The organism is Streptomyces sp. BBFR2 (assembly GCF_044497305.1).
Lineage (GTDB): Bacteria > Actinomycetota > Actinomycetes > Streptomycetales > Streptomycetaceae > Streptomyces.
The window spans coordinates 4,555,390-4,570,697 of the sequence record NZ_CP172415.1 but is presented as its reverse complement, the minus strand read 5'-3'; the positions used below and the strand labels follow the sequence as shown (position 1 = coordinate 4,570,697).

The 15,308-nt window shown below is 76.9% G+C and carries 13 protein-coding genes; 8 read left to right on the top strand and 5 right to left on the bottom strand.

What is annotated here, in order from left to right; all coding sequences use genetic code 11:
- Window positions 1-81: 81 nt before the first annotated feature.
- Entirely contained in the window at window positions 82-681 is a 600-nt protein-coding gene (locus ACGH2B_RS18620) for a hypothetical protein (RefSeq protein WP_399097107.1), read from the top strand.
- A 342-nt stretch (window positions 682-1,023) separates the two neighbouring features.
- Here the strand turns inward: ACGH2B_RS18620 and ACGH2B_RS18615 are convergent, their stop codons facing one another.
- The gene (locus ACGH2B_RS18615; protein ID WP_399090675.1) at window positions 1,024-1,884 is read right to left on the bottom strand and encodes a spermidine synthase; all 861 of its coding nucleotides are present in this window, start codon (window positions 1,882-1,884) and stop codon (window positions 1,024-1,026) included.
- A gap of 404 nt (window positions 1,885-2,288) precedes the next feature.
- Complete coding sequence (locus ACGH2B_RS18610) at window positions 2,289-2,546, bottom strand: chaplin (RefSeq protein WP_399090672.1); 258 nt, start codon at window positions 2,544-2,546, stop codon at window positions 2,289-2,291.
- A gap of 673 nt (window positions 2,547-3,219) precedes the next feature.
- On the opposite strand from ACGH2B_RS18610, the gene ACGH2B_RS18605 reads away from it, so the two are divergent.
- Together ACGH2B_RS18605 and ACGH2B_RS18600 are read left to right on the top strand one after the other, a co-directional pair.
- Complete coding sequence (locus tag ACGH2B_RS18605; protein ID WP_399090669.1) at window positions 3,220-4,398, top strand: glycosyltransferase; 1,179 nt, start codon at window positions 3,220-3,222, stop codon at window positions 4,396-4,398.
- 84 nt (window positions 4,399-4,482) lie between these two features.
- Complete coding sequence (locus tag ACGH2B_RS18600) at window positions 4,483-5,802, top strand: NAD(P)-binding domain-containing protein (protein ID WP_399090666.1); 1,320 nt, start codon at window positions 4,483-4,485, stop codon at window positions 5,800-5,802.
- Window positions 5,803-5,955: 153 nt separating this feature from the next.
- Here the strand turns inward: ACGH2B_RS18600 and ACGH2B_RS18595 are convergent, their stop codons facing one another.
- Window positions 5,956-6,381, bottom strand: a complete 426-nt coding sequence (locus ACGH2B_RS18595) for a hypothetical protein (RefSeq protein ID WP_399090663.1) — start codon at window positions 6,379-6,381, stop codon at window positions 5,956-5,958.
- 233 nt (window positions 6,382-6,614) lie between these two features.
- On the opposite strand from ACGH2B_RS18595, the gene ACGH2B_RS18590 reads away from it, so the two are divergent.
- Window positions 6,615-8,012: a tetratricopeptide repeat protein gene (locus ACGH2B_RS18590; RefSeq protein WP_399090660.1), complete on the top strand. Its 1,398-nt coding sequence runs from the start codon at window positions 6,615-6,617 to the stop codon at window positions 8,010-8,012.
- Window positions 8,013-8,141: 129 nt separating this feature from the next.
- Here ACGH2B_RS18590 and ACGH2B_RS18585 read toward each other — a convergent pair whose 3' ends face one another.
- Window positions 8,142-8,735: a histidine phosphatase family protein gene (locus ACGH2B_RS18585; protein WP_399090657.1), complete on the bottom strand. Its 594-nt coding sequence runs from the start codon at window positions 8,733-8,735 to the stop codon at window positions 8,142-8,144.
- 282 nt (window positions 8,736-9,017) lie between these two features.
- On the opposite strand from ACGH2B_RS18585, the gene ACGH2B_RS18580 reads away from it, so the two are divergent.
- The 4 genes from ACGH2B_RS18580 to ACGH2B_RS18565 are packed head-to-tail and all read left to right on the top strand — an operon-like array spanning window position 9,018 to window position 14,182.
- Window positions 9,018-9,989 (top strand): phosphatase PAP2 family protein, encoded by a 972-nt coding sequence (locus ACGH2B_RS18580; protein WP_399090654.1) that lies wholly within the window; start codon window positions 9,018-9,020, stop codon window positions 9,987-9,989.
- On the top strand, window positions 9,898-11,271 hold the full coding sequence (locus ACGH2B_RS18575; protein ID WP_399090651.1) for a hypothetical protein: 1,374 nt from the start codon (window positions 9,898-9,900) through the stop codon (window positions 11,269-11,271). The genes ACGH2B_RS18580 and ACGH2B_RS18575 overlap by 92 nt, the downstream gene beginning before the upstream one ends.
- Window positions 11,262-12,806, top strand: a complete 1,545-nt coding sequence (locus tag ACGH2B_RS18570) for a hypothetical protein (protein WP_399090648.1) — start codon at window positions 11,262-11,264, stop codon at window positions 12,804-12,806. The genes ACGH2B_RS18575 and ACGH2B_RS18570 overlap by 10 nt, the downstream gene beginning before the upstream one ends.
- The gene (locus ACGH2B_RS18565) at window positions 12,803-14,182 is read left to right on the top strand and encodes an AAA domain-containing protein (protein WP_399090645.1); all 1,380 of its coding nucleotides are present in this window, start codon (window positions 12,803-12,805) and stop codon (window positions 14,180-14,182) included. The genes ACGH2B_RS18570 and ACGH2B_RS18565 overlap by 4 nt, the downstream gene beginning before the upstream one ends.
- Window positions 14,183-14,283: 101 nt before the next feature.
- On the opposite strand, the gene ACGH2B_RS18560 is transcribed toward ACGH2B_RS18565, so the two are convergent.
- Entirely contained in the window at window positions 14,284-15,111 is an 828-nt protein-coding gene (locus ACGH2B_RS18560; protein ID WP_399090642.1) for a hypothetical protein, read from the bottom strand.
- Window positions 15,112-15,308: the final 197 nt, after the last annotated feature.

Below are 15,308 nucleotides of genomic sequence, written 5' to 3'. Positions count from 1 at the left end.
GGAGTTGACGGCTGCCCGGTGGCGCCGCGGGCAGGCCCGCAGACCGGGCGCGGGGTGGCGGGAGGTGCGGGGATGAGCCGGATGCGGCGCGGGCTGATGCACACGGGGGCGTGGACGCTGGCGACCGGCGGCGCGGTCGCCCTCTCGTGGTTCGGGGTGCACGCGGTGCTGTCCGGTACGGCGTACGACCCGCCGCGCGCGGTCCCGCTCTCCGCGGCGGCCGCGCCCTCGTCGGCGACGGCCGCACCGCAGGCGTCCTCCACCCACCGCCCCAAGCCCTCCCCCACGCCGACCACCGCCTCGCCGTCCCCGACCCCGTCGCGCCCCGCGCCGCCCGCCCGCCCGGAGCCGAGCCACCGGCCCTCCCCGCCGCCGACCGCCGTGACGCTGGACGGCGAGGGCACCGTCAAGAGCTTCACGACGTCGGGCGGCCGGGTCGCGCTGGACCTGCGGCCCGACTCGGCGCAGTTGGTGTCCGCGACGCCGGAGGCGGGCTGGGAGATGCAGGTGTGGAAGCAGGACGGCCTGATCCGCGTGGACTTCACCAGCGGCGGCGGCGACCGTCACGCCACCGTGCTGTGCACCTGGGACGACGGTCACTCACCGGTGGTGCAGATCAGCGAGAGCAGGCAGCGCAGCAGCAGCAGTAGCAGTAGCAGTAGCGGCAGCGGGCCGGAGTGAGGCGCGGGGCCCGGCCACGCGGCGCGGCCGGGCGTGGGGCGGGCCGGGTGTGACGGACACCGCCCCGTCCGGGCTCGTTCGGGGCGGGGCGGGGCGGCGTGGCGTGGGGCGGGGCGGGGCTCGTGCCGTACGAGGTGCGGGTACCGGTCCGCCGCGGTGTCCGGCGCCTGGCCGCGCCGGTTCCGTACGAGACCCGGTACCGGCTCGGCGCGGTGTCCGGCCCGGCCGTCCCGTCGGGCGCGGGCAAGGCGCGGCGCGGCGCCCGTTCGGCGCGGGCAAGGCGCGGCGCGGTACCTGGCACCCGCCCCGGCCCCGCCCCTCCGCGCCCGCCTGCCCGCCTCCTCAGGCGAAAACGTCCGGTGGCGGCTGCGGGGAGGCGACGGCTGTGGCGTCGGTGACCGGGGTCGCGCCGCCGGTGAAGTCGCGTAGGGCCCGGCCGTGTTCGACGCGGCCGGTCTGCGGATCGCTCGCGGCGCGCCGGGTCAGTTCGGCGACCGGCAACGGGTGCGCGGCGGCGAGCAGGACGGCGTTGCCGAACCGCTTGCCGCGCAGCACGGCCGGGTCGGCGGTGAGCGCCAGCTCCGGGAGGACGGTGGCGACGGTGGCGATCTGGCCGCGCAGGAACCGCAGCGGCGGCCCGTCGGCGATGTTCGCCGCGTACCAGCCGCCGTCCGCCAGCGCCCGCCGGACGTCGGTGACGAACTCGGTGCTGGTCAGATGCGCGGGCGTGCGGGCGCCCCGGAAGACATCGGCGATGATCAGGTCCGCCCAGCCGTCGGGGACCTTGGCCAGCGCCTCGCGGGCGTCGCCGCCGCGCACCCGGACGCGCCAGCCGCTCTCCAACGGCAGCTCCCGGCGCACCAGTTGGACCAGCGGCGCGTCGATCTCCACGACCTGCTGGGTGGAGCGGGGCCGGGTCGCCGCGACGTAACGGGCCAGCGTGAGGGCGCCGCCGCCCAGGTGGACGGCGCGCAGCGGTTTGCCCGGTGGCACCACGAGATCGACGGCGTGGCCGAGGCGCCGCTGGTAGGAGAAGTCGAGGTACTCCGGGGCGTCGAGGTCGACGAAGGACTGCGGGGCACCGTCGATCAGCAGCGTCCGGGCCCGGGGCCGGTCGCGGTCGGGCCGCAGTTCGGCGACGCCGCCGTCCACCGTCTCCACCACGGATTCCGCGCCGCCGCGCCCGCGTCTGCTCTTCGCCATACCCCCAGTATGGCGACCGCCCCGTCCGGTCAGGACCACCGGGCGCGGCGTCATCCGCGCAGGTCAGAGCGGGGAGGGTACGGGAGGCCGGTATTCCGGCGGGAGCGCGCGGGGCAGCCGCACCCGCCCCCGGCGTACGGAGGCCGGCGACGGGCGCCCCGGCCGGTGTGACGCCATGGGGCGCCGCCCGGGCGCGCGGGAGACGGCTCCGCACCGGCGCGGTGCCGCCCGGCCGCCCGGCGCACGGGAGGCACCCGCACGCCCCCGCCGCACCCCTCGTACGGCCCCGCCGCACCCCTCGTACGGCTCCCGGAACCGCGAGCGGGCCGCCGCGACCGGAGTCGTGGCGGCCCGCTGTCACCCACGCGGTCCGGGCCGGACGCAGGACGCGGCCGGCAGCCGGGTCACTTGTTGGCGCACGTGTTCCCGAATGCCGGGTTGAGCAGCGACACCACGCCGATGCTGTTACCGCACACATTCACCGGAATATGGATCGGAACCTGCACGACATTTCCGCTCAGCACGCCCGGCGAGTGCGAGGCACTGCCGACGGCGGTGGCACCACCGTGGCCGCCGTCGGTGGCAGAGGAAATCCCCGCACCACCGATCACAAGTGCACCGCTGGCGGTGGCCAGCGCGATCGAAGTGACGATCCGCTTCATCGCCCGTTTCCTTTCCTTCTGACGAATGGGACATCGGTCCCAACGACGGGGAGCGGGCCGGGGATGCGGGTATTCCGCCGTATGGGAGAAACGTTCATCCTTATGGAAGACGGAACCCTCTCGCCCCGGTTGCGCAGATCGCCCCGGTGCCGTATCCCGAGTGGCCGTCCGGCGTGCCGCCCGGTACCTCGGGGAACTCTCTGCCAAAGTGCATTCCTGTTCGGCAGCCGCCGGTCAGGAGGACGTCATGCCCCGCAGTCCGGTCCGCGGCGCATTCCTGGGGACCGCGCGGGCGGCATCCGCACCGCGTTTCCCGGAATTCCGCCCAGCGGGCCCGCCGCGGCGCCGGATGCGCCTTCCGGTACCTCCGGTGTGTCCCACCCTTCCATTTTCCGGAGAACGGTGCGCTTTCCCCCGCTGTCGCCACACCGGAAGCGCACGGCCGGAGCCATTCGGCGGCACGGTCGCCACCCGTCCGCCGAATGGCTCCGGATTTTCTCTTTTCCGTTCCGCCGGTCCCGGGAAATCCGGACCGGGCGTACGGGGGGAAATGGGAGGCCCGCCGGGAGAAATCCCGTCCGGCGCCCCGGAAACGCGGTGCCGGGGCCGTCTTTCCTCGCCCACCGCCCCGTGAGATCCGCCCGTAGACCCCGGGCCCGTAAGGAGGTAACCGGTGAAAGTCCTGCATCTCGTCACCGGACTGGAGGTGGGCGGCGCCGAGCAGCAGTTGCGGCTGATGCTGCGCCGGCTGCCGTACCGCTGCGACGTCGTCAGCCTGAGCGGTGACGGGCCGGTCGGCGACGGCATCCGCGCCGACGGCGGGTCCGTCCTGTCCCTGGACGAGCCGCCCACCCTGTCCCGTCTCGTCCGGCTGATCCGCCACGGCGGCTACGACGTGGTCCACACCCACCGCTACCGCGCCTGCGTCACGGGCCGGATCGCCGCCCGGCTGGCCGGGGTCCGGGGCGTCGTCGCCACCGCCCACACCCTGGGCGCGACGGAGCTGGACGGGCGTCCGCTGACCCGCCGGGTGCGGGCGCGCTACCGGCGCACCGAGCGGCTGGGCACGGCGACGGTGGCCGTCTCCGAGCCCGTCGCCGTCCGGCTGCGCCGGCTGGGCGTCCCCGGGGAGCGCATCGAGACGATCGCCCCGGGGGTCGACGCGGACGCCTTCCGGTACGACCCGGCCGCCCGCGCGGCGGTCCGCGCCCGGCTGGGTCTCGCGGCGGACGCGTTCGTGGTCGGGGGCGCCGGGCGGCTGGTGCCGGGCAAACGGTTCGACCTGCTGGTCCGCGCGGTGGCGCAGGTGCCCGGCGCCCGGCTGGTGCTGGCCGGGGACGGGCCGGAGCGGGCGGCGCTGGGGCGGGCGGCCGATCAGTTCGGGGTGGGCAACCGTGTCCTGCTGCCGGGCGCCTGGCACGGGGGCGGTGGCAGGCACGGCGACCCCGGGCTGCCCGCGCTCTTCGCCGCGCTGGACGTCTTCGTCGCGCCCGCGCCCGCGCAGGCGTTCGGGACGGCCGTGGTGGAGGCGCTGGCCGCCGGGCTGCCCGTGGTGCACACCGGGTGCCCGGCCCTGGACGAGCTGCCCGAGGAGGAGGCGCCCGGCGCCCGGCAGGTCGTCCCGCGCTCCCATCTGCTGGCCGCCGCGCTGCGCGAGGAGCGGCGCGCCGCACCGCGCCGGCTGCCCCCGCCGCCCGCCGTCGCGCGGTACGGCGCGGACCGGGCCGCGCGGGCGCTGGCCGCGCTCCACGAGCGGGCCGCCGGGTCCCGGGCGGCCGCGGCCACCGCCGGGGTCCCGCAGCCCGCCGCGTCCCGGGAGACGGCCGCATCGGACCCGTCCCTGACGGGCTGACACACCGTCACCGCATCCGGCCCCGCGGCCCGTACGGCGCCGCACCGACGAGAACCGCACGACGAGAAGGAGCAGGGAACATCCATGGACGACCTCGTGGTGGTGGGCGCCGGCCCCTACGGACTCTCGATCGCCGCGCACGCGGCGGCCGCCGGGCTGCGCCCGCGGGTCCTGGGCCGCCCGATGGCGACGTGGCGGGACCACATGCCCGGCGGCATGTACCTCACCTCCGCGCCCTGGTCGTCGGACCTGTCCGACCCGGCGGGCGCGTTCACCCTGGCGGCGTACTGCGCGCAGGCGGGCGTCCCGGTGCGGCAGGGCGTGCCGCTGCCGGGCACCGTCTTCACCGCGTACGGCAGGTGGTTCGGCGAGCGGGCGGTGCCGGCGGAGGTGGAGGAGCGCACGGTGACCGCGGTGCGGCCGGACGGCGGCGGGTTCCGGGTGGAGACCGCGGACGGCGTGCCGCTGCGGGCCCGTACCGTCGCGCTGGCGGTGGGCGCGGTGCCGTTCGCGCGCCGCCCGGAACCGCTGTACGGGCTGCCCGCCGCGCTCGCCTCGCACAGCAGCGACCACCGCGATCTGTCCGGGTTCGCCGGGCGGGACGTGACCGTCGTCGGCTGCGGTCAGTCGGCGCTGGAGACGGCGGCGCTGCTGGCGGAGCTGGGGGCGCGGGCACGGGTCGTGGCGCGGGCCGCGCGGATCCGCTGGGAGGCCGCGCCGCCGTCGCTGATCCGTCCGTTCCCGGCCGCGCTGCGCGCCCCGCACAGCGGGCTGGGCGCCGGGTGGGCGCACTGGCTGCGGGCCGAGCTGCCCTGGGCGGTGCGGTGGCTGCCGGGGCCGGCCCGGGGGCGGGTGGCGCCCCAGACGCCGCGTCCGGCGGGCGCCTGGTGGCTGCGGGACCGCTTCGAGACCGCCGTCCCGGTGCTGACCGGCCACCGGGTGCGCGCCGCCGTCCCCGGGGACGGCGTGGTCCGCCTCGAACTGGCCTCCGCCGACGGCCGGTCGACGGTGGTGGACACCGAGCATGTGATCGCGGCGACCGGTTTCGTGCCGGATCTGCGGCGGCTGCGGTTGCTCGATCCGCGGGTGCGCGAGGGGCTGCGGACGGTGCGGCCCGGCCGGGCGCCCGAGCTGAGCGGGCTCTTCGAATCGTCGTGGCCGGGACTGTTCTTCGCGGGCCCGCTGGCCGCGGCGTCGTTCGGCCCGTCGATGCGTTCCGTCTACGGCACGGCGTTCACCGCCGCGCGGCTGCTGCGCGGGGTGCGGCGGCGGCTGGGCAAGGGCCCGGGAAGCCTCGCCATCCCCCGTCCGGCACCGGGCCGCGCGGCGCCCGCCGCGGCGCCCGTGGAGCGGACCCCGTGCGGCGCGGTGTACGCCGACGAGGCGGCGCAGCCCGCCCGCTGACGGCGCACGCCCACCCCCGCGCGCCCTGCCGCGCGTCCACCGCCGCGCGCCCCGGCGCCGTCCCGGACCACCGGGCGGCACCGGGGCGCGTCGCCGTCCGGCCAGGTACGGCGGACGGTCCGCGGCCGGCCTTCCCTCGGGGCGAGCCCCGGGTCAGCGGCAGCGGTCGACAGCCTCGATGGTGCGGGCCGCCTCGCCCAGGGCGGCGCGCAGTACGACCGGGTCGGTGGCGTCGCCGTACGCGCCGCCGGGCGGCACCAGCCAGCCGGTGCCGGTCACCGGCGGCTCCGGGGCGCCGCGCCCGGCGGACCCGGTGGCATCCCGGCCGAACGTCCGGGTGCAGGCGCTTCCGGGCAGGTCCCAGCGCTCCGCGGTCCCGGCGGGCACCAGGAAGCCGAGGGTGTGGCAGGGGCCGTCGTGCAGGACCGGGCCGACGCCGTCGCGCAGCCGCAGGATGTCGACGGCTTCGAGCCCCTGCCGGGCGGGGACCGTGACGAGGTCGCAGAGCGGGGCCCGTTCTGGCGGCACCCCCGCCCGGGCACGCGTCGCGCCGCCCTCGCCCACACCGGACTTCCACACGGAAAACCCCTCCTTCTGCACCGCTGCGTATCGACACCGTGTCCAACGGCGTGCCCCGTCAACAGCTACGGCGGCGGACCGCCGCAAAGGATGGCAGTTCATGGCGGATCGTGGGTGAGATATCCGGTTTGTAGGCATACTCTCCGTATCCACTCCGTCACAGCGGGTACGTTCGTCCCGCCGCTCCGCCAGGAAGCGGCTCTCGCCGGAGAGAGGGCACGGAGAGGTCCGCCATGGCGTCGCCAGCCGCGCGTTCAGCGTCGTCCCGCACCGTCCCCGCCCGTCCGAACACCGCCTTCCGGCAGCTTCGCGGCAAGCTGTCACCGGGTGAGTTCGCGGCGGCGGTACGGCGCTCCGCCCGTGAGATCGGCGAGCAGGTCTCGTGCGACGCCCGCTATGTGGGCCGCGTCGAGTCCGGGGAGATCCGCTGCCCGAACTACGCCTACGAGCGCGTATTCCGGCACATGTTCCCGGGGCTGACGCTGGCCGACATGGGCTTCGCGGCGCGCGAGACGGTACGCGGACGGGGGGCGCGTACGGCGGCGGTCAGCGCCGCGCCCCTGGCACCTGCCCCCGACCACCGCGATACCTGTATCCCCAGCTGCGAGGAGAGCGACGTGCTGCGTCGCGCGTTCATCACCGGCGGCCCGGCGGCCGCCCTGGGCATCGCCGCCCCACCCGCCTTCGCCGTCCCCGCGCCCCGGCCGTCGTCCGGCGGCCGTCCCGGCACCGCCGAGGCCACCGCCGTCGAGGACGCGGTCCGGCGGATCCGGCTGCTCGACGACCGGCACGGCGCGGACGACCTCTACCACCGCGCGATGGTGCCCCTGCACTCCGCGTACGCCCTGCTCGACGCGGGCGCCCAGCGGCGCGCGGTCGCCGACCGGCTGCACTGCGGCGCCGGTGAACTGGCCCTGTCCGTCGGCTGGCTGGCGCACGACTCGGGCCGCTTCGGCGACGCCCGCGCGCACTACGCCGAGGCGCTGGCCACCGCCCGGGTCTGCGGGGACGCGGCGCTGGAGGCGCACGCCTTCTGCAACGCCGCCTTCCTCGCCCGGGACGCCGGGCGCCCCCGGGAGGCGGTCCGCGCGGCGCAGGCCGCCCAGCGGGCCGCGCGGCGGCTCGCCTCGCCCCGGCTGAGGTCCCTGCTGGCGCTGCGGGAGGCGGGCGGACTGGCGCTCCTCGCCGACCGTTCCGGCTGCGAGCGCGCGCTCACCCGGGCCCGGCGGTTCTTCGGGGACGGGCCCACCGACCACGACCCCGAGTGGATGACCTTCTACGGCGAGGCCGAGTTGGAGGGCCTGGAGGCGCAGTGCTGGGCGGCCCTGGGCGACGGGGGGCGCGCGGTGGCCCACGCGCGCCGGGCGGTGGCGCTCCAGAAACCGCACTTCACCCGGAACACCGCGCTGTTCACGGCGGAGCTGGCGGGCGATCTGGCGGCCGACGGCGCGCCCGAGGAGGCGGCCGTCACCGGGGGCCGGGCACTGCGGCTCCTCGGGCAGGTGAGGTCCTCCCGGATCCGCGCGATGCTCGACTCCACCGCCCGCGCCCTGCGCCCGCACCGCTCCGCTCCGGAGGTCGCCGCGTTCCTGGAGCAGCACGCGGCGCTCCCGGCGGCCCGCCGGGGCTGACGGGGGGCGAGGGCGCACCCCGGGTGCGTCCGGCGCCCCGCGCGCGCCGGACGCACCCGGTGCCGCCGCCCCTCCGGACCGCCTCGTACGCGAACCCGGGGCGCGTCCGCCGGTCTCCGGCGCCGGCCGTCAGCCGAGGTGGCCGGTGTCGTTCCAGCGCTCGATGGCGGGCTCGCCGTACGCCCAGCCCAGGACGGACAGGGAGGTCGGGTCGAGGCGGATGCGGGCGGCGAACGAGACGTCCAGGCCGAGCCAGCGGGCGCCCAGGGAGCGCAGGATGTGGCCGTGTGCGAAGACCAGCACATCGCGGTCGGCCGCGCGCGCCCAGTCGATGACGCGGTCGGCCCGCGCGGCGACCTCGGCGAGCGTCTCGCCCTCGGGTACGCCGTCGCGCCAGAGGAGCCAGCCGGGCCGCCGCTCCTTGATCTGCGCGGGCGTCAGGCCCTCGTACGCGCCGTAGTCGACCTCCATGAGGGCGTCCCACCGCTCGGCGCGGTCGCCGAATCCGGCCAGCTCGCAGGTTTCCGCGGCGCGCCGCAGCGGGCTGGTGCGCACCTCGACGCCGGGCAGGCCGTCCCAGGGCGCGCGGTGCAGGCGCTCGCCCAGGAGCTTCGCGCCCCTGCGCCCCTCCTCCAGGAGCGGGATGTCCGTGCGGCCGGTGTGCCTGCCGGAAAGGGACCACTCGGTCTGTCCGTGCCGGGCCAGGAGGATGCGCGGTGCCATGGGGGCCGTACCTCTCGCCGATCTCTCGGCTGTTGTCGCAGGTGGTGCGGGTGGACGCCGCGGGGTGCGCCGCGGCGTCGTCGCCGTACGGGCGGGCGCGGACACGGCTCCGGGCCCGCGCGCCCCGCGGATTCCATCATCGCGCACCGGGTCGCCCGGGGCCGGGCCGCCCTGGGGAGGAGCAGCGAGCCATACAGCGTATGGTGGACGGTCGCCGGAGACACCGGTGGGGCAGGCGCGGCGACCGCCGCGCCCGGCGAAGCACGACGAAGAAGGTGCGCGATGGCGAGCGCAGCGCCCCGCACGGCGGCCCGGCCCGGCCGCCCCCGGTGGTGGACCGAACTCCCGCTCCTGGCCGCGGTGTACGCGGCGTACACCGCGGGCCGGCTGCTCGCCCGGGGCGACGTGGCCACCGCCACCGGGCACGGCACCGCCCTCCTCCGGGTGGAGCGGGCCCTGCACCTCACCCCGGAACCGGCGCTGAACCGGCTCTTCACCGGCGTCCCCGTGGTCGGCGTCCCCGCCGCGTACGCCTACGCCGCGCTGCACTACGTCGTCACCCCGGCGGTCCTGGTCTGGCTGTGGCGACGACGGCCCGCGCACTACCGGGTGGCGCGCGGCGGGCTGCTGACCGCCACCCTGATAGGGCTGATCGGCTTCACCCTCTTCCCGACCGCGCCGCCGCGCCTGCTCGACGCCGGACAGGGCTTCGTGGACGGCATGGCGCACTACGCCGGATACGGCTGGTGGGGCGCCGAGGCGTCCGCCCCGCGCGGCCTGGGCGGGCTGACGAACCAGTACGCGGCGATGCCGAGCCTCCATGTGGGCTGGGCCCTGTGGTGCGGCGTGATCGTGTGGCGGCTGGCCTCCTCCCGGGTGGCGCGGGCGCTCGCCGTGGCCTACCCGGTGGCCATCGCCCTGGTGGTGATGGGCACCGCCAACCACTACCTCCTGGACGTGCTGGCGGGCGTGGCCGTCATGGGCGTGGGCGCCTGGCTCACCGGCCCGCTGCTCCGCCTCGCCGACGCCGTACGCACCCGGGGCACGCCTCCCGCCGCGACGGAACCGGACGCCCCGGCGACCGCCCGGCGGCGCCGGACCGCCACCGGGCGGCGCGGGAGGGCGGGGGGCGTTGTCGGTGGCGGATGCGAGACTTCGCCGGGTGAACGTTTTCCGCGACAGCCGACCCGCGGCGACCACTGCGCCGAGCGCGGCGCCGACGCCGCCCCCGAGCCTGCGGCAGCGCCTCACTGAGCTGCGCGGGCCGGGCATACGCCCCCGCGCGCTCGACGCGCGGGCGCTCGCCGCGCTGGCCGCCAACCCGGGCTGCCGCCGCCGCGCGCTGCTGGACGGCGCGGGCGTCGACAAGGCCGCCCTGGCCCGGGCGCTCGGCTCCCCCGCGGGCCACGGCCAGTCCCGGTTCGCCCTCGCCCGGGGCAACAGCTTCGAGGCCCGCGTCAAGGCGGACGGCGGCGTGGAGCTGCTGCGGCTGCTGCACGCCCGGCTGCCGTCCCACGTCCCCGCGCCCGAGGCGGACGAGGTCGCCGCGCCGGACCTGGCGGCGGCCGGTCCCGAGGGCCGGACCGCCCGGACGGCGCTGGCGCTGCGGGAGGCCACGGCCACCGGCGGCTGGACGCTGCTGGACCATCCGCTGCTCGCCGTCGAGGTCGCCGGTTCGCCCGCCTACGTGGAGCCGGACGCGGTGGTGGTCCGCCCGGACGGCGTCTGGACGGTCGTGGAGATCAAGTCCTTCCCGATGATCGACGGCGCGGCGGACGCCGCCAAGGTGGGCGCGGCGGCCCGGCAGGCGGCGGTCTACGTCCACGCCCTGGAGGGCGTCGCCGCGCAGGTCACCGCCGGTGGCGAGCGCCCGGCCCGGGTCGGCGACCGGGTGCTGCTGGTGTGCCCGCAGGACTTCTCCAACCTCCCCACGGCCGCCGCCGTCGACATCCGCAGACAGCTCGCGACCACCCGGCGGCAGCTCGCCCGCCTCACCCGGGTCGAGGAGATCGCCGCCGCGCTGCCCCCGGAGACCACCTTCGACCTGCGCCTCGCCGACGACGGCCGGACGGCGACCCGCCCCGCCGCCGAGCTGGCCGACGCCGTCGAGGCGGTCGACGCGGCGTACGCGCCCGAGTGCCTGGCCGCCTGCGAGCTGGCGTTCCACTGCCGCGGCCGCTCCCGTGAGCGGGGCGCGGTGGAGACCCTGGGGCGCGGCGTACGCGGCGAACTGGGCTCCCTGCGCACCATCGACGCGGTACTGGCGGCGGCCGCGGAACCGGCGGCGGACGGCCCGGCGGCCGACGGCGGCGGGACGGACGGCGGGGCGCCCCCGGCCGGCGTCCCCGCACCCGCTCCCCCGGCCGACCCGGTGAACGGCCCGGCCGCCCCCGGATGCGCCGACGCCCCCGACGAGGCCGACCCGGCGCTCGCCGCACTGCGCCGCGCCGCCCGGTTGCGCGCCGAGGCGCTGGCCGCCGCGCCCGTCCCGCTCCCCCGTACCGCGCCCGGAGCAAAGGACCCGGTATGCCGCTGATCGAGACGCTGGCACGGATGGAGGCGGCGGCCGCCGGAGTGGCCGCGCCGCTCACCACCGTCCGCCACCGCCATCTGGCCGACCGCCCGCTGGTCTGCGTCCCGCTGACGACGGCGGGTGAGGCCGGTGCCCCGCTGGGCGCCCTCGTCGGCACCGACCGCGACCGTCCGCTGCTGCTGACGGTGGCCCAGCCCCGCGACCGTGACCTGCGGTTCGCCTTCCTCGCCGAGCTGGCCGACGCGGTCCTGCCGTATCTCGACGGCTTCGCCGACACCGTCGGCCACGAGGAGCGCAAGGAGACCGACCCGGAGACCGGCAGGAAGGTCACCGTCCAGGTCGAGCTGTGCGCCGACGCCCCGCAGGTGATCGTGCCGTCCACCGCGGGCGTCGCGTACCTCCGGCTGCTGGGCCGCTCGACCCGGTTCCGGCGGACGGCCGAGCAGGACCCGGAGGCGCCGTACCCCGCACCGCCCCGGGTGCCGCTGCTGGGCCGCTGGCTGACCCACCTCGGCGAGCGCGCCCGGGTACCGGGCTCCTGCCTGCTGCTGCCCATGACGGAGCTGCTGGCCCGCCACTGGGCGACGGGCCAGAGCGCCCTGGAGGACCAGCATCTGGGCGCCCTGCTCGCCTGGATCGACCCGCCCGCCGGCCGCTCCGGCCGGGCCGCCGCCGAGGACGCGGAGTCGGCGCGCGACGCGGACGGCATGCTGCGCTGCCCGCCCGCGGGCCCGGCCACCGACCCGGCGTTCGACAACGTCCTGCTGGCCCCCGCGATGGCCCGGTACGACGCGGGCGTGCCCGGCGCCGCCGAGGAGCTGCACGAGCTGATCGGCGGTCAGCTCCGGCCCACCTGGGACGCGGTCTGGCGCGGCTGGGACCTGCTGCGCGCCCTGCCGCCCGGCGCCCACGTCGCCGACCGCTGGAAACGCGACCGCTGGTCGTACACCGCCCACCGCGACCGGGTGCGCGCGGGCGAGCCGCCGCAGCCCAAGCGGGACGACGCGGTCACCGCCGCCCGCAAACTCGCCTCCCGGGAGACCGCCCAGGCCCAGCTCGACGCCCAGGAGGCGCTGGACGATCCGCTGGTGATGGCGGGGCGGCGGCTGGCCGGGGAGGCGTTCGCCGGGCAGGTCACCGCCGTCGAGGAGGCGTTCTCCGAGGGCACCCGCCCGATGCCGCGCCCCCTGGTGACGCTGCGCACCACCGACACCCCGCTGCTCACCGACGGCGCCCGGCTGTATCGCCGACTGCCCGACGGCAAGACGCAGACCGCGGTCCTCACGGCGTACGGGGACGGAGCCGCGGGCAGCCTGACGGTGCGGCTCACCGGTGGCATGGGACGGGGCAAGGTGCCCGCGCCCGGTTCGGTGCCCGAGCCCGGTGAGACGGTCTGCTGGACGCTGTTCGAGCACGCCCCGCGCGGCGGCCCGCAGCTACCGGAGCCCGAGGACACCCCGTGGACGCACGGCGGCCCGCCGCCCACCGGCCCCGAGGGGGACGCCCCCGACCCGATGACACCGGAGGACTTCCTGTGACCGGCGCCCCGTGGACGACCCGAGCGGCCCCCGGGCCGGGCGGCACCGAGCCGTTCGACCCGGGCGCGGCGGCCGCCGCGGCGACGGACGCGATCCTCCACGACACCCTGCACAGCGCCCGGTCCGGCGTGGTCGTCGACTCCCCGCCGGGCGCCGGCAAGTCCACCCTCGTGGTCCGCGCGGCCCGGGAGCTGGCCGCCGCCGGACACCCGCTGATGATCGTCGCGCAGACCAACGCCCAGGTGGACGACCTGGTGCTGCGCCTGGCGGAGAAGGATCCGCAGCTCCCGGTCGGGCGTCTGCACGGCAGCGAGCCGGGCACCGTCGACCCGGCGCTGGCCGCGCTGCCCGAGGTCCGCGCCTCCGCGAAGATCGGCGACCTCGCCGGGATGGACGTCGTCGTCTCCACCGCCGCGAAGTGGGCCCACACCAAGGTCGAGGAGGGCTGGCGGCACGCGATCGTCGACGAGGCGTACCAGATGCGCTCCGACGCGCTGCTGGCCGTCGCCGGACTCTTCGAGCGGGCGCTGTTCGTCGGCGACCCGGGCCAGCTCGACCCGTTCAGCGTGGTCGGCGCCGAGCAGTGGGCCGGGCTCGCGTACGACCCGTCGTCCAGCGCCGTCGCCACCCTCCTGGCGCACAACCCCGACCTGCCGCAGCACCGCCTGCCGGTCTCCTGGCGGCTGCCCGCGTCGGCGGCGCCGCTGGTCTCCGACGCGTTCTACCCGTTCACCCGCTTCCGCAGCGGTACGGGGCCCGGCGACCGGAGCCTGGCGTTCGGCACGGCGGGCGACGGCTCCGGTGTCGACCGCGTCCTGGACGAGGCCGCCGCGTCCGGCTGGGGCCTGCTGGAACTGCCCGCCCGGCACACCCCGCGCACCGACCCGGAGGCGGTACGCGCGGTGGCTCTCGTCGTGCGGCGGATCCTGGACCGCGGCGCGGCCGCCACCAGCGAGCGCGGCCCCGATCCGGAGCCGGTGACGGCCGCCCGGATCGCGGTCGGCACCGCCCACCGCGATCAGGCCGCCGCGGTCCGCGCCGCCCTGGCCGAACTGGGCGTGAGCGGCGTCGTGGTGGACACCGCCAACCGCCTCCAGGGCCGCGAGTACGACGTCACGGTGGTCCTCCACCCGCTCTCCGGCCGCCCCGACGCCACCGCCTTCCACCTGGAGACCGGCCGCCTGTGCGTCCTCGCCTCCCGCCACCGCCACGCCTGCGTCGTGGTCTGCCGGGCGGGCGTGGCCGAGCTGCTGGACGAACACCCGTCGACGGAGCCGGTCCAGCTCGGCGTCACGGTCAGATTCCCGGACGGCTGGGAGGCCCACCACGCCGTCCTGGCCCGCCTCGCGGAACACCGGGTGACGTGGCGGCCGTGACGCCTCGCCAGCGTCGCCGCCGGACAAGGGCACGAAGGAAGAGCCCGGAAATACCCGCCGCACAGTGAACCGCCCCGGCCGGGAGGCCGGGGCGGTGCTTTCTAGCCGTGGGGAAGGCTGCTGCAATGCTTTCGGCAGGGCGGCCACACGATGACCGTTCCTTTGTACGCCTCAAGGGTCTCGTCATATGCGCCGACATCGACCAGACCGACCCGCCCGTCCCAGGAACTGACACAGAAGCGGCTGCCTTCGGAAAGCGGAAGGCTCTTCGCCCCCTGCTGACCGATGCGGTCCACACACTGCTGGGAGGTGGGTGTGGCGGAATCCTCCCAGAGGGCGACCGAATTTTTCCTGTCCCAAAGGATTTGCAGGCCCTCGATCTCCACTCCCGCACCGTCACGCCCGGACTGATAGCCGACCTTGAAGGTGGTATTCGCCTCATCGTCATCAGCCACGATTTTCGGCGGATCCGCGTCCAGGTCGACGGATGTCAGTTTCATTTCTCCGAACCACTGGGCATCAGCCGGCGGGCTCAATGACGGCGAAGGCTCCGGCGGGCTCGGTGACCACGAAGGCTCCGAAGGGGCCGGACTTCCGGCGGAACGGTCGGGTGAGGCCGCCGCCGCGCCCTGTGGCCGTTCGGCCGCCCCGCGTCCCTCGTCAGCGGGCGAACCCTGCGCGGTCGGCCACACCTTCAGCGCGAGAACGATGACGAGAACGAACGCGACCGGGACCGCGAAGGGAAGAGCCGGCCGCCACGCCTCGGGCAGGCGCCACCGGACGACCCGCCGCAGGCCCCCTCGGCGCACCGGGTAGTGGTAATGGTGCTCAGTGATCTGCTGGTCCCCCGCGGCTTGGTAGACCCTCCCTCGATCCGACGCATGCCCTTCGTTGTGCGGACCGGAGCCGCCGTCCAGCGGTCGTCCCATCGCGAATTCACCCTTCTGCGAGGTGCCGGTCCCGGCCTGCCCGATATCGGCCTGCCTGATATCCGCGCCACACCGCCGCGCCCGCGCCCCGCGTGCGGGCACTGTCCCCCACACCCGGCGCACCGCCGGCGGTTTCCCCGGCCGCGCACACCTGATCCGCGAATACAGAATCCATCAATCCCCCATGCCTCATTACG

Coding starts and splice junctions, on each gene's coding strand:
- ACGH2B_RS18620 (WP_399097107.1), top strand. CDS start 82: ATGCGGCGCGGGCTGATGCACACGGGGGCGTGGACGCTGGCGACCGGC.
- ACGH2B_RS18615 (WP_399090675.1), bottom strand. CDS start 1,884: ATGGCGAAGAGCAGACGCGGGCGCGGCGGCGCGGAATCCGTGGTGGAG.
- ACGH2B_RS18610 (WP_399090672.1), bottom strand. CDS start 2,546: ATGAAGCGGATCGTCACTTCGATCGCGCTGGCCACCGCCAGCGGTGCA.
- ACGH2B_RS18600 (WP_399090666.1), top strand. CDS start 4,483: ATGGACGACCTCGTGGTGGTGGGCGCCGGCCCCTACGGACTCTCGATC.
- ACGH2B_RS18590 (WP_399090660.1), top strand. CDS start 6,615: ATGGCGTCGCCAGCCGCGCGTTCAGCGTCGTCCCGCACCGTCCCCGCC.
- ACGH2B_RS18585 (WP_399090657.1), bottom strand. CDS start 8,735: ATGGCACCGCGCATCCTCCTGGCCCGGCACGGACAGACCGAGTGGTCC.
- ACGH2B_RS18580 (WP_399090654.1), top strand. CDS start 9,018: ATGGCGAGCGCAGCGCCCCGCACGGCGGCCCGGCCCGGCCGCCCCCGG.
- ACGH2B_RS18570 (WP_399090648.1), top strand. CDS start 11,262: ATGCCGCTGATCGAGACGCTGGCACGGATGGAGGCGGCGGCCGCCGGA.
- ACGH2B_RS18560 (WP_399090642.1), bottom strand. CDS start 15,111: ATGGGACGACCGCTGGACGGCGGCTCCGGTCCGCACAACGAAGGGCAT.